Annotated in this window: 12 protein-coding genes; 4 read left to right on the forward strand and 8 right to left on the reverse strand. The window is 69.6% G+C overall.

Annotation, left to right across the window (positions count from 1 at the left end):
• Positions 1 to 8: 8 nt before the first annotated feature.
• Positions 9 to 872, reverse strand: coding sequence for an AraC family transcriptional regulator (locus WT26_RS28255; protein WP_069275170.1), 864 nt, complete (start codon positions 870 to 872; stop codon positions 9 to 11).
• A gap of 167 nt (positions 873 to 1,039) precedes the next feature.
• Here WT26_RS28255 and WT26_RS28260 point away from each other — a divergent pair, with 167 nt between their 5' ends.
• Entirely contained in the window at positions 1,040 to 1,834 is a 795-nt protein-coding gene (locus tag WT26_RS28260; protein ID WP_069274482.1) for an SDR family NAD(P)-dependent oxidoreductase, read from the forward strand.
• Positions 1,835 to 1,849: 15 nt separating this feature from the next.
• Here the strand turns inward: WT26_RS28260 and WT26_RS28265 are convergent, their stop codons facing one another.
• The 5 genes from WT26_RS28265 to WT26_RS28285 form a co-directional block, all read right to left on the reverse strand.
• Positions 1,850 to 2,224 (reverse strand): hypothetical protein, encoded by a 375-nt coding sequence (locus WT26_RS28265; protein WP_069274483.1) that lies wholly within the window; start codon positions 2,222 to 2,224, stop codon positions 1,850 to 1,852.
• A gap of 188 nt (positions 2,225 to 2,412) precedes the next feature.
• Positions 2,413 to 3,483, reverse strand: coding sequence for an AI-2E family transporter (locus tag WT26_RS28270; protein ID WP_069274484.1), 1,071 nt, complete (start codon positions 3,481 to 3,483; stop codon positions 2,413 to 2,415).
• A gap of 144 nt (positions 3,484 to 3,627) precedes the next feature.
• Positions 3,628 to 4,737 (reverse strand): NADH:flavin oxidoreductase/NADH oxidase, encoded by a 1,110-nt coding sequence (locus tag WT26_RS28275; RefSeq protein ID WP_069274485.1) that lies wholly within the window; start codon positions 4,735 to 4,737, stop codon positions 3,628 to 3,630.
• Positions 4,738 to 4,886: 149 nt separating this feature from the next.
• Entirely contained in the window at positions 4,887 to 5,573 is a 687-nt protein-coding gene (locus WT26_RS28280; RefSeq protein ID WP_069274486.1) for a type 1 glutamine amidotransferase domain-containing protein, read from the reverse strand.
• 301 nt (positions 5,574 to 5,874) lie between these two features.
• A complete protein-coding gene (locus tag WT26_RS28285; protein WP_069274487.1) occupies positions 5,875 to 6,909 on the reverse strand; it encodes a substrate-binding domain-containing protein in 1,035 nt (344 codons plus the stop codon).
• A 178-nt stretch (positions 6,910 to 7,087) separates the two neighbouring features.
• Between WT26_RS28285 and WT26_RS28290 the strand changes: the two genes are divergently transcribed.
• Together WT26_RS28290 and WT26_RS28295 are read left to right on the forward strand one after the other, a co-directional pair.
• Complete coding sequence (locus WT26_RS28290) at positions 7,088 to 8,650, forward strand: glycoside hydrolase family 68 protein (RefSeq protein ID WP_069274488.1); 1,563 nt, start codon at positions 7,088 to 7,090, stop codon at positions 8,648 to 8,650.
• Between the two features lie 158 nt (positions 8,651 to 8,808).
• Positions 8,809 to 10,455 carry a glycoside hydrolase family 32 protein gene (locus tag WT26_RS28295; protein ID WP_069274489.1) on the forward strand — a complete coding sequence of 549 codons (1,647 nt, stop codon included), beginning with the start codon at positions 8,809 to 8,811 and terminating at the stop codon, positions 10,453 to 10,455.
• 45 nt (positions 10,456 to 10,500) lie between these two features.
• Here the strand turns inward: WT26_RS28295 and WT26_RS28300 are convergent, their stop codons facing one another.
• Together WT26_RS28300 and WT26_RS28305 are read right to left on the reverse strand one after the other, a co-directional pair.
• Positions 10,501 to 11,250: an SDR family oxidoreductase gene (locus WT26_RS28300; RefSeq protein WP_069274490.1), complete on the reverse strand. Its 750-nt coding sequence runs from the start codon at positions 11,248 to 11,250 to the stop codon at positions 10,501 to 10,503.
• A 129-nt stretch (positions 11,251 to 11,379) separates the two neighbouring features.
• Complete coding sequence (locus WT26_RS28305; protein WP_069275171.1) at positions 11,380 to 12,297, reverse strand: LysR family transcriptional regulator; 918 nt, start codon at positions 12,295 to 12,297, stop codon at positions 11,380 to 11,382.
• Positions 12,298 to 12,449: 152 nt separating this feature from the next.
• Here WT26_RS28305 and WT26_RS28310 point away from each other — a divergent pair, with 152 nt between their 5' ends.
• Entirely contained in the window at positions 12,450 to 13,910 is a 1,461-nt protein-coding gene (locus WT26_RS28310) for a PLP-dependent aminotransferase family protein (protein WP_069274491.1), read from the forward strand.
• Positions 13,911 to 13,961 lie beyond the last annotated feature (51 nt).

Here is a 13,961-nt window from a genome sequence, read left to right on the forward strand (position 1 = left end):
GGCCGCGCCTAGCCAGCTGTTCGCGAAGCGCCGACCGCGCCGCGATACTGCCCAGGCGTCGCGGCCGCGATCCGCCGGAACGCGCGCTGGAAATGCGCCTGGTCGGCAAAGCCCGCGTCGAGTGCGACGTCGGCGATCGGCCGGCCGCGGCGCAGCTCCGTGCGGCCGTACTGCACGCGACGGTCGATCAGGAACGCATGCGGCGTCATGCCGTAGCGCGCGTTGAACGCGCGGATCAGGTACGACGGCGACAAATCGGCGGCCGCGCAGATCGCATCGAGCGTGACGCCCTCGCGGCAATGCGCGGCAATGTAATCCGCCGCGCGCGCGAGCTTCGCATTGTCGGCGGCGCACGGCGCGCGCGGCGCGGCCGGGTCGAGCGCGTCGTGCAGCGTCGTGAAGAATTCGACCGCCGCGCTCTCCTTGCCGAGCGGATCGATGCCGGGCGCGACGAGCGTCCGGTAGAAGCCGCCGAATTGCGCGAACAGGTCGCGCCGTTCGGTCAACTTCGGCGAAAAGCCGTGAAAATCGCGGTTCGGATCGCGGCCCAGCGAATGCTGCAGCCGCGCGAGCCACGGCACGTCGACATAGACCATCCGGTACGCCCACGCATCGGGGCCGTACGGATTGCACGCATGCACCTGTTCCGGATCGATGATCACCAGCACGCCGCGCCCGACGTGCTCGTTCGTCGCGCCGTTCACGTAGGTGCTCGTGCCGCCGACGATCGCGCCCACCGAAAACGTGTCGTGCGTGTGCTTCGCGTAGCAGATCGCGCGGCCGTCGTCGACGGTACGCGCCTCGATGAACGGCAGCGCGGCATCGCGCCAGAACGGCGACGGTACGACGGATCGGTTGGCGGTACGGCTCACGCGGCGGGCTCCCGGTTCGGACGGCGAGCGCATACGGTACAGGACCGCCCCGGCCGAAGCAATCGCGTGACCAGGCCCTACCGAATCGCGCGGTTTCGCCTAAGCTTTGAATTCCGCCCGCCGCGGCAGGCCCGGCGGCTTCCTTCCACCCATCGCACTTCACACGTATGCATATCGATCTGAAAGGCAAGACCGCGGTCGTCACCGCCTCCACCGCCGGCATCGGGCTCGCGATTGCCGAAGGGCTCGCGCGCGCCGGTGCGCGCGTCGTCGTCAACGGCCGCAGCGACGCGTCGGTGCAGTCCGCGCTCGCGCACCTGCGCCGCGCAGCGCCGGGCGCGACCGTCGAAGGCGTCGCCGCCGACCTGTCCGACGCGGACGGCGCCGCACGCGTGACGCGCGCCATGCCGCAGGCCGACATCCTCGTCAACAACGCGGGCATCTACGGCCTGAAGGCGTTCTTCGACATCGACGACGCCGAGTGGGACCACTATTTCCAGACCAACGTGATGTCCGGCGTGCGTCTCGCGCGGCATTACCTGAAGGGGATGCTCGAGCGCGACTGGGGGCGCGTCGTGTTCATTTCGTCGGAATCGGGCTTGAACATCCCAGTCGACATGATCCATTACGGATTCACGAAAACCGCACAGCTGTCGATCGCGCGCGGCCTCGCGAAGCTCGCGGCCGGCACCCGCGTGACCGTCAATTCGGTGCTGCCGGGGCCGACGATGTCGGACGGCGTGCGGGCGCTGCTGAAGGAAACGGCCGACGAAACCGGCCGCAGCGTCGAAGACGTGGCCGTGGAATTCGTGCGCAACCATCGCTCGAGCTCGATCATCCAGCGGCCGGCGACGCCCGAGGAAGTCGCGAACCTGGTCGTCTACGTGTGCTCGCCGCTCGCTTCTGCGACGACGGGCGCCGCGTTGCGGGTGGACGGCGGCGTGGTCGACACGATCGCGTGACGGCCGCCGGGCGCGCTACCGCGCGCCGACCTTCTTCGTCTGCAGCAGCCCCTTGCGGTCGGCGTTCATGCACGAATCGAAGCCGTGTTGCGTGACGACGCCGGCCCTGTCGAACACGACGAAATACGACCGATACTGGTCGCCGTGGTCGAGCCGGTAGTTGTAGCAGACGCCGCTGCCGTTGCGGACCATCCACACGCTGCGCGGATTGCCGCCGGCGCGAACGACATCGGCGCGCGTCGCGCCGCGCGCGGACGCGGCCCTCGGCACCGGCAGGCGCGAATACGAAAACGGCAGCAGCGCTTCAAACCACGCGCAGCCGCTGATCATCAGGCAGCCCGCCGCCAGGGACAGCGTCGCTGCGGGACGGGCCATCGAAATCAATCGCATGCTCGAGGAAATCTGCTGCGCCGCGCCGGCGCGATCGAAAGCCTCATGCTACTCGACCTTTGGGTCCGGATCGAAAAACTTTTTTGAAGATGCGTGCCAGAGCCCGCAACGGCGCGGCTCGCCGCCCGCGCGAATCGTGAAGCAATGTTGCGGCGCCGTTGCGGCCGCACGACGCGGCCCGCCGCTCGTCACGCGATCCACTCGGCCCACAACATCGTCAGCACCGTCATCAGCGCGGGGCCGACGAACAGCCCGATCAGGCCGAATGTCTCGGCGCCGCCGAGGATGCCGAACAGCACGAGCAGGAACGGCAGCCGCGCGGAGCTGCCGATCAGCACCGGCCGCACGAAGTGCTCGGCGACGAACACGACGACGAACCCGAGCACGGCCACCACGACGGCCCACATGGTCGCGCCCTGCACGAACAGCCAGAGCGCCGCGCCGCAGAACACGACCGGCGCGCAGAACGGCAGCATCGCGGCGATCGCCGTGACGAGGCCGAGCAACGCCGCATGCGGCACGCCCGCCAGCGCATACGCGATGCCGAGCAGCGCGCCCTCGCCGAGCCCGACGACGACGAGCCCCGTCACCGTGCCGAACACGGCCGCGACCATCCGCTCGATCAGCTCCGCGCCGTTGCGCCCGAATGCGCGCCGCGCGCCCTGCAGCAAGCTCCCCGACAGCTTGTGGCCGGCGCGCAGGATCACGAACAGCGTGACGAGCATGAAGCCGAATTCGAGCAGCCCGTGCGCGAGCTTCGTGCCGAACTGCCGCCCGAACGCGAGGAATTTCTCGCTGTTGACGCCGTGCATCGCGCTCGCCGCATGCAGCGGATGCCCGAGATGGGCCTGCCACCACGCGGCGACCTGCGGCGCGCCGACCGGCAGCCGGGCGACCACGTCCGGCACCGGGATGCCGTTGTCCTGGATCGTGCGCAACCACTCGCGCAGGTCGTGCGCCTGCCCGATCGCCTGGGTCGCCGCGACGGCCACCGGCAGCACGACCAGCAACGAGATCGCCGCCGTGATGACGGTCGCGACGACGGTCGGCCGCTCGCGGAACAGCCGGTGCGATTCGAAGCGCTTCAGCATCGGCCACATCGAGATGGCGATCACGCAGGCCCATGCGATGGCGGGAATGAAATCGCGGATCACCCACAGCGCGAGCGCCAGCAGTCCCGCATAGAGGACCACCCGCGCGATCTGTTGCGCGCCCGGACGCGCGGCGGAATCGGAAGACGGCGGTACGTTTGCGCCCATGAGCCCTCGGTCGAAAGAAAAACGGCGGTTCGCGCAGGCGACGTGCGTCGCGCGAACCGCCATTCTATCGGCGTCGGTGCCGGATCAGCCATCGCAAGCGGCCGGCCGATCGTACCGGCCCGCCGCGCGGCGGCGCGCCCGGGGTCAGGCCGCCTTGGCCGCGAGCTTGTAGCGTTCGAGCCAGTGTGCGTACGGCGCGGGCAGCGTCCACGACGGACGCTCGACGCCGAGTTGCTTGGCCGCGTAGTACGGCCAGTGCGGGTCGGCGAGGTGCGCGCGGCCGACCATCACGAGATCGAGCTGCTCTTCCGCCACCACGCGGTTCGCGAGTTGCGGCGTGTCGATCCCCCATGCGGACGACACCGGCAGCCCGGCCTCGCGGCGCACGCGTTCCGCGACCGGCGCGAGGAATGCCGGGCCCCATGGAATCTGCGCGTCCGGCGTCGAGAAACCGACCGACACGCTCAGCATGTCGAGCCCTTCCTGCTTCAGCCGCTGCGTGAGCGCGATCGACTCGGCGAGCGTCTGTTCGTCGCGGCCGTCGTATTCGATCACGCCCAGGCGCGCGGTCAGCGGCAGGTGCTCGGGCCAGACCTTGCGCACGGCCGCCAGCGTGTCGACGAGGAAGCGGCCGCGATTCTCGGCCGAACCGCCATATTCGTCGGTGCGGTGGTTCGAATGCACCGAGAAGAAGCTCTGGCCGAGATAACCGTGCGCAAAGTGCAACTCGAGCCATTCGAAGCCGAGATCGCGCGCACGCTTCGCCGATGCGACGAAATCGGCCTGCACGCGGGCGATGTCGTCGTGCGTCATTTCACGCGGCACTTTCGCCAGGTGCGCGCCGAACGGCACGGCCGACGGCGCGATGGTCTGCCAGCCGCGCGGATCGCCGTCGGCGATATGGTCGTCGCCTTCCCATGGGCGGTTCGCGCTCGCCTTGCGGCCCGCGTGCGCGATCTGGATGCCCGGCACCGCGCCGGCCGCCTTGATCGCCGCGACCGACGGCGCGAACGCTTCGGCCTGCGCATCGGTCCACAACCCCGCGCAACCCGGCGTGATGCGCCCTTCCGGCGACACGGCCGTCGCCTCGGCGATCACGAGGCCCGCGCCGCCGCGCGCGATGCCGGCCAGATGCACGTGATGCCAGTCGTTGACGACGCCGTCCTCGGCGACGTACTGGCACATCGGCGGCACCGCGACGCGGTTGCGCAGCGTGACATCCTTGAGTTTGAACGGTTCGAACAGGGCAGACATCCACGGCTCCTTTGCTTGGTTCTGCAAAACGACAGCACGGGTACGGCCCGCCGCGCAACGCGCGGCGAAACGATCCGGGATGCCCGCCGGCGCGGGCCGGCGGGCGACGAAAACGGGCGGCGCCGCAACGTTCGGCGCCGCGCGGGAGGCTACGCGCGCTTGAGCTGCGCGAGCAGCGCCTCGGCGGCAGGCTCCGACGACGCGGGGTTCTGCCCCGTGATCAGCAGCCCGTCGGTGACGACATGCGGCACCCAGTCGGCGCTGCGCTCGAATTGCGCGCCGTTGGTCTTCAGCATGTCCTCGACGAGGAACGGCACGACTTCCGTCAGTTCGACGGCCGCTTCCTCGCTGTTGGTGAAGCCCGTCACGCGCTTGCCGCGCACGACCGATTCGCCGGTCTGCGGATTCTTCACGTGACGCAGCACGCCCGGCGCGTGGCAGACGGCCGCCACCGGCTTGCCGGCCGCCAGCGCGCGCTCGATCAGGCCGATCGAATGCAGGTCCTCGGCGAGATCCCACAGCGGGCCATGGCCGCCCGGGTAGAACACGGCGTCGTAGTCGTCCACGGACACGTCGGCCAGCTTGCGCGTGGCGGCCAGCTCGGCTTTCGCGGCCGCGTCCGCTTCGAAGCGGCGCGTCGCGTCGGTCTGGGCGGCCGGATCGCTGCTTTTCGGGTCGAGCGGCGGCTGGCCGCCCTTCGGCGATGCGAGCGTCAGCTCGACGCCTGCATCCTTGAACGCGTAGTACGGCGCGGCCAGTTCCTCGAGCCAGAAGCCGGTCTTCTTGCCGGTGTCGCCGAGCGTGTCGTGCGAGGTCAGGACAACCAGAATCTTCATGATCGGACACTCCTTCGAAAGGGTGGAAACAGGGCCGCGCATCGTGCGCCTGCCCGTCAATCAAATATGGCACGTCGACGTGCGGTCCGCGTCAGCGAGGGCCTGCATGCGAACTCTCTATTAGACCAGTCGTCTCGGCGCGTCCCGCAATGAAGCCCGATGACATCGCGCAAGTCCGCCTGCGCCCCGGTGCCTCACCTCGGCAGCCGCGCCGAACGGGCGCCGCTGCATTCGACAGGCTGGATGATAGCCGCCGATTAGACCAGTCGTCTAGAAAAATGGAGATACGACCTTATGGTCGTCATGGATTTCCGCGCGGCGGCCCGTCCGTGTCCCCTGCTTCGACGACCGGCATTTCGAGCCGCTGTCCGCGGCCGCCGCCGTCGATCATCCCGAGCATCAGTTCCGCGAGCGAGCGCCCCGACGCGTGGCCGGTCGGCTGCACGACCGCCGTCACGCGATGCGGGTGCGCGAGGTCCGGCGGCACGCCGTCGTAGACGATCAGCGACATGTCCTCGCCCAGGCGCAGCCCGCTGTCCACGAGCGCCCGAAACGCGCCGCCGCCCGCGATGTTGTTGTCGACCAGCAGCGCCGTCGGCCGCTCGGCACGCGCGAGCAGCGCCCGCACCGCCTGCAGCCCGCCGTCGTGCGTGAACGGGCACTCGACGAGCAGCGCCGGATCCGGCTCGATGCCGGCTTCGCGCAGCGCGGCGTCGAAGCCCGCGCGGCGCTGCGCGGCGAAATTCAGGGCAAGCGGCGCGCTGATCATCGCAATGCGCCGGTGCCCGAACCCGATCAGCCGCTCGACGGCCGCCTTCGCGCCGGCCGCGTTGTCGAAGTCGAACCACGCGTACGGTTCCGTGCGCTCGGTGCGGCCGTACGCGACATACGGAAACCCGCGCGACGCCAGGAACGCGAGGCGCGGATCGTCGACCCGCGTACGCGCGACGATCAGGCCGTCGACGAGTTTGCCGTCGACGATGCGCCGATAGGTGTCCAGTTCCGCGTTCGGCCGCGCCGACGCGATGATGAAATCGAGATTGCGTTCCGCAAGCCGCTCGGTAATGCCCGCGACGACCTCGCCGAAACGCGGATCGCCGAGATCGCCCGCGCCGAACGGATAGACGATCCCGATCATGTCGGCCCGACCGGTCGCCAGCCGGCGCGCGGTCGGATCCGCCACATAGCCCATCTCGCGCGCGGCCTTCATCACCCGTTCGCGCGTTGCCTCGCTGACGTCGTCATAACCGTTCAGCGCGCGGCTGACCGTCGTCCGCGACAGCCCGAGCGCGTCCGACAGCGCCTTCAGATTCACCTTCACCGTCACTCCTCGCATTCGCCAGTCCACCCGGCCGCCTCCGGCCGGGTAATTATTTCCAATTGGTAACGATTACCGTCAAATAAATATCTTTTGCGTTCCAAACCGGTTTGAAATAGCATCCAAACCGGTTTGGACATCGATGCCACCTTCAGCCGTTCCCTTTCACCGTCAAACGAAACGAAACAACGCCGAGATGACATACTTTCCCTTTTTTCGCTCGCCCCAGGGCAAACGTTTGCTCCTCGCTGGCGGCGCACTTGCCGCCTTCGCGGCCTTCGCCGTCGTTGCACACGCGCAGACCGCCGGCGCCCCTCAGCCCACGCCCCATACGCAGCAGGCCTACGATCCCGAAGGCAACTTCACGATGCGCTGGACGCGTGCGGACATCCGCCAGATCGTCGCGCAGTCGCACACCGCCGGCGCCGACAGAAACTCGCTGCCGCAGGCGCTGACGATGCCGGACATCCCGCAGGATTTCCCGCTGATCAATTCGAACGTGTGGGTCTGGGATACCTGGCCGCTGGCCGACCTGCGCGCGAACCAGCTCAGCTACAAGGGCTGGGAGGTGATCTTCTCGCTCACCGCCGATCCGCACGCGGGCTACACGTTCGACGACCGTCACGTCCATGCGCGCATCGGCTTCTTCTATCGCCGTGCCGGCATCCCCGCGTCGCAGCGTCCCGCGAACGGCGGCTGGACCTGGGGCGGCCACCTGTTCCCCGACGGCGCCAGCGTCAAGGTGTTCGGCACCGCACCGATGACCAACAACGCCGAATGGTCGGGCTCCGCGCGCCTCACGCAGGGCGACAACGTCAGCCTGTACTACACCGCGACGTCGTTCAACCGCTCGGCACCCGGCGGCGCGGACATCACGCCGCCGCAGGCGATCATCACGCGCGCCGACGGCCACATCCACGCCGACGACAAGCATGTGTGGTTCTCCGGCTTCGACGACCACAAGGCGCTGCTGCAACCGGACGGCAACTACTACCAGACCGGCCAGCAGAACACCTACTTCTCGTTCCGCGATCCGTTCGTGTTCACCGATCCCGCGCACCCGGGCAAGACCTACATGGTCTTCGAGGGCAACACGGGCGGCCCGCGCGGCGCACGGTCCTGCACCGAAGCCGATCTCGGCTACGCGCCGAACGATCCGTACCGGGAAGATCTCAACGCCGTGATGAATGCGGGCGCAGTGTATCAAAAGGCCAATGTCGGCCTGGCGGTCGCGACGAACCCGCAATTGACCGAGTGGAAGTTCCTGCCGCCGATCCTGTCGGCGAACTGCGTCGACGACCAGACCGAGCGCCCGCAGATCTACCTGAAGGACGGCAAATACTACCTGTTCACGATCAGCCACCGCACGACGATGGCGGCCGGCGTCGACGGCCCGGACGGCGTGTACGGCTTCGTCGGCAACGGCATCCGCAGCGACTTCCTGCCGCTGAACGGCGGCAGCGGCCTCGTGCTCGGCAACCCGACCGACTTCTCCGCGCCGGCCGGCGCGCCGTATTCGCAGGATCCGAACCAGAACCCGCGCGAATTCCAGTCGTATTCGCACTACGTGATGCCGGGCGGCCTCGTCGAGTCGTTCATCGATGCGATCGGCCCGCGTCGCGGCGGCACGCTCGCGCCGACGGTGAAGATCGGCATCAACGGAACGTCGACGGCGGTCGATCGCACGTATGGGCGCGGCGGACTCGGCGGCTACGGCGACATTCCGGCGAACCTGCCCGCGCAGGGCCCCGGCCACTGACGACGGCCGCGCGCAGTCACGCGCAGCGCGCGCGTATCGGGCGTGTCCCGTGCGCGCGCGTGCCGTCACCCTCTGCCTGCCGCGCGCCGCGCCGCCAATCCGCATCCGGCCCGCAGCGCGCGGCGGTCCGCTTCGCCGGACGCAGCCTGGAACCACGCATGAGATTCACGCTACCCCGTTTTCCCTTCCACGCGGCGCTGCTGCTCGCGTGCACGGCCGGCGCGCACGCCGCCGCGCCCTACGTCGCCCCCTGCACCGCGCCCGTCGCCGACGGCACGCCGCAATGGCGACCCGCGCTCCATTACACGCCGCAGCGCAACTGGATGAACGACCCGAACGGGCTCGTCTACGACAACGGACGCTATCACCTGTTCTACCAACACAATCCGCTCGGCAACGACTGGGGCAACATGTCGTGGGGCCACGCGACGAGCACCGATCTCGTCCACTGGCGCGAGCAGCCGGTCGCGATGCGCGCGAACGCGACGGAGGAAATCTTCTCCGGCTCGATCGTCGCCGACACCCGCAATACGTCCGGCCTGGGCACGCCCGGCCGCACGCCGCTCGTTGCGCTTTATACAAGCGTGTACAAGGCGGGCTCCGGACACGCGCCGGGCACTCAGGCGCAGTCGCTCGCGTACAGCCTCGATCACGGCACGACGTGGCAACCTTACGCACGCAATCCGGTGCTGACGCTCGCCCCGGAATCGAAACAATTTCGCGATCCGAAAGTGTCGTGGTATGCGCCGGGCGGCTACTGGCTGATGACGACGGTCGTCGCCGATGCGCACGTCGTGAAGCTCTATCGCTCGGACGACCTGATCCACTGGAATTTCCTGAGCGACTTCACGCTGCCGGGCGTGCCGCACGACGGCGCGCTGTGGGAAATGCCCGACCTCGTGCCGCTGCCGCTCGACGGCGACCCCGCACGAACACGGTGGGTCATGATCGTCAACGTCAACCCGTGGTCGATCGCCGGCGGCTCGGGCGCGATGTATTTCGTCGGCCACTTCGACGGCCGCACGTTTACGCCGGATCGCGTCGCTCCCGCCGGCTCCGATCCCGCGCAGTTCCGCTGGGTCGACCATGGCGCGGACTTTTACGCAGCCGGCACCTTCTCGGGCGCGCCCGGCTCACGACCGGTCGCGATCGCGTGGATGAACAACTGGGACTACGCGGCGAAAGTGCCGACCGCGCCGTGGCGCGGCGCGATGACGCTGCCGCGCGCGTTCGCGCTGAAAACGATCGACGGCGAACCGACGCTCGTCGTCGCGCCGGCCGCCGCGTTCGACGCATGGGCGGACGGCCGGCCCGCGACGCATCTCGGCGACGTGAGCGTCGCGTCGGCGACGCGTGAACTGCCGGCCGCGACGCGCGGCACGGTGCAGCGGATCACGCTGACGCTCACGCCGCGGTCGGCCGCGCGCGCGGGGCTCGTCGTGCGGCGCTCGGCGGACGGCTCGGTCGGCACCCGGATCGTGTACGACACCGCGAAGCGCACGCTGACGCTCGACCGGTCGCAATCCGGCGAAGCGAATTTCTCCAACGCATTCAGCCGGCAGCACATCGTGAACCTGCCGCTCGAGCACGGGCTGTTGCGGCTCGAGATCGTCGTCGATCGCGGCTCGGTCGAAGTGTTCGCGAACGGCGGCCGCGTGGCGCTCACCGACCTGATCTTCCCGCCCGGCGATGCCGACCGTGTCGCCGTGTTCGCCGAGCACGGCCGCGCGACGTTCGGCGGGCTGACGGTGACGAACCTCGCGGGGCCGGACGATGCCGGCCGTGCTTGCGACGCGCCGCGCTAGCCGCGCGAACGCGCCGGCTGACGGCGGGCGCCCGCCGTCAGCCGCTCAAAGCAGGCCCATCCCGCCCGACGCGATGATCTCCGCGCCGACGATGAACGCGGATTCCGGCGCGCTGAGATGCAGCACCGTCGACGCGATCTCGTCCGGCGTGCCGAACCGGCCGATCGGAACGAGCCCCTTGATCTTGTCGGCCGTCTCGTCGAGCGTGGCCGCATCGAGCCCGAGCTTGCCGTAGAGCGGCGTCTGCACGGGCCCCGGGCTCACGACGTTCACGCGCACGCCGTGCGGCAGCAGTTCCGTCGACAACGTCTTCGCGAACGAATTGACGGCCGCCTTGCTCGCCGCATACACCGACGAGCCGGGCATCCCGATGTGCGCGTTGATCGAGCCGTTGATCACGATCGACGCGCCACGGTTCAGCAGCGGCACCAGCGACTGGATCTGGAAATACGCGCCCTTCACGTTGGTGTTGAACACGAGATCCCACATGGCCTCGTCGCTGTCGGCGAGCGGCGCGAGTTTCGCGACGCCCGCGTTGATGAACACGGTGTCGAGCCGCGCCCCCGCCGACGCGATCGCATCGGCCAGCGCGCGGGCCGACGCGACGCTGCCGGCCTCGTTGCGGATCGCGAGCGCACCGTCGCCGAGCGTGCGTTGCGCGGCGGCGAGCGCCTCCACGTCGCGCCCGGTGATGATGACCCGCGCGCCTTCGGCCGCGAATGCCGTGGCGGCCGCCAGGCCGATGCCGCTGTTGCCGCCCGTGACGAGGACCGTCTTTCCTTCGAAGCGTTGCATGATGTTCTCCAGTGATTTCGGTGAATGACCGTGAACGCATGGTGCGCGTGAAGCCGCCCGCTGCCGTACGACTCGCGCGACGAAAACGTTCGAATCCATCGAACGTGTTCCGGCCGGCGCCGCACGCCGTCACGGCACGACGTCGATGCCGTCGAGCAGCCGCTGCGCGAGGCGCGGCGCACGGAGCTGCTCGAGCCACCATTGCAGCGCCCGGCCGTCCCGGTCGCCGTGCCACGCGACATACAGCCGGTTCGGCTCGCGCGGATCGGCCGTCTGTCTTTCGACGAGCTCGCCGCGTGCGAGCAGCGACGCCACGCGCCGTCGCGGCACCCAGCCGACGCCCAGGCCATCGCGCTGCGCGAGGATCTTCGCGCGCATCGACGGCACCGCCAGCACGGCCTGCCCGCCGAGCAGGCCATACGCGCGGCCGGCCGCGCGCCGCGACGAATCGGCGACGACGACCGCCCGGTGCGCGCCGATCGCATCCCGCGTCAGCGCACCGCTCACGGCGGCCAGCGGATGGCGCGGCGATACCGCGAACACCCACTCCATCGCCCCCAGCTCGAACCACTTGAAGCCGGGAATCGCCGGCGGCTCGTTGGTCGCGCCGACCACCAGGTCCGCGCGGCCGTCGCGCAGCGCTTCCCAGGTACCGCCGAGCACTTCGTGCGTGAAACGCAACGACACGCCCGAATCGAGCGCATCGAACGCGTGGACGACGGGCAACAGCGTGTCGAACTCCAGCACCTCGTCGCTGACGATCCACAGCCGGTCTTCCCAGCCGCTCGCGACCTGCCGCACGCGCTGCGTCAGCCGCGCGACGTCCAGCGCCAGCCGCGCCGCCTCGTCGGTCAGCAGCTGTCCGGCCGGCGTGAGCTGCAGCCGGTAGCCGCGCCGGTCGAACAGCAGCGCGTCGAAGCGTGTTTCGAGCTGGCGCGCCGCGTGCGACACCGTCGACGGCGCCTTGCCGAGCCGCGCGGCCGCACGCGACAGGCTGCCGGTGGCGCGGATCGCGTCGAGCAGCGCGAATTCTTCTTCAGACAACATGGACACGCTCCGGCCTGGGGACGTCGTGATCGGAATCGTGATCGTAAGGCAGCCGTGCATGCCGGTCCAATCCGCGACGCGCGGCCCTTCAGCCGGCATACTGGCGGCATGCCGATTCAGGCAAAACCACCCCGAACGAGGTATCCACTGCGATGGACATCGCGATCCGCATCGAAGGCCGTCACGACCTGACGGGGCAGATCTTCCGGCAACTGCGCACCGCGATTGTCGACGGGCGCCTCGCCGGCGGCGCGCGGCTGCCGTCGACGCGCGACCTCGCGAAACAGCTCGGCGTCTCGCGCAAGACGACGCTCGACGCGTTCGAGCGCCTGGTGGCCGAGGGCTACCTGAATACGCGCGCAGGCGACGGCACGTTCGTCGCCGACGGCCTCGCGCGCGTGCCGCACGAGCCGGCCGCGGCCGTGCCGGCGATCGCCGCGGACCGCCGGCCGGCCGACGCGCCGACCGCGCGCGCGATATGGAACGACCTGCCCGACGCGCTCGCGATGCCCACGCCGCAGGATGCGCCCGGCTTCGACTTCCGCGGCGGCGTGACCGACAAGACGCTGTTCCCGTTCGACGCATGGCGGCGCTGCCTGCATCACGCGCTGCGCCAACAGATGCGCGGCCCGGCCCAATATCACGACCCGGCCGGCGATCCGCAGTTGCGCGGGGCGATCGCGCGCTACGTCGCGTTCAGCCGCGCGGTCGCGTGCGGCTGGGACGACGTGCTCGTCACGCAAGGCGCGCAACAGGCGCTCGACCTGATCGCCCGCGTCGTCGTGCGGCCCGGCGATGTGGTCGCGGTCGAGGATCCCGGCTATCCGCCCGCGCGTGCCGCGTTCGCGTCGCTCGGTGCGACGGTGATCGGCGTGCCGGTCGACGCGCACGGCCTCGTCACGGAACGGTTGCCCGACGACGCGCGCCTCGTCTACGTGACGCCGTCGCACCAGTTCCCGCTCGGGATGCCGATGACGCTCGACCGGCGCGTTGCGCTGCTCGAATGGGCGCAGCGCCGCCGCGCCGTGATCATCGAGGACGATTACGACGGCGAGTTCCGCTTCGAGGGCCGGCCGGTGGAGTCGCTGAAGAGCCTCGACCGCACCGGGCTCGTCGCGTATGTCGGCACGTTCTCGAAGACGATCTTTCCGGAGCTGCGGATCGGCTACGCGATTCCGCCGCGCGCGCTGCGCGGCGCGCTGGCCAAGGCGAAGCAGATCGTCGACTGGCACACCTGCACGCTGACGCAGGCGGCGCTCGCCCGCTTCATGCTCGAAGGCGACTTCGCACGGCACCTCAAGCGCGTGCAGAAGCACTACGACGCGCGTCGCAAGGTGCTGATCGCGCATCTGCGCGGCGAACTCGCGCCGTGGTTCGATGCGATCGTGCCGACCGCCGGCATCCACCTCGCCGCGCGCCTCAGGGCCGGTGTCGACGAAGCCGCGCTGATCGCCGCGGCGCGCGCGCACGACATCGGGCTGTACGGCATCGCCGCCTTCCACGTCGACGCGCCGCGCCAGGCCGGCCTGCTGTTCGGCTATGGCGGGATCGACGCGCTGCGCATCGACACGGCGCTTGCGAAGCTCGCCGCGCTGCTGCGCGCGGCCGGGTAACCAGGCGTCATTGGCTACCTCGATTTACCTAAAATTGGTTATTCCAGCAGG

The organism is Burkholderia cepacia (genome assembly GCF_001718835.1).
Lineage (GTDB): Bacteria > Pseudomonadota > Gammaproteobacteria > Burkholderiales > Burkholderiaceae > Burkholderia > Burkholderia cepacia_F.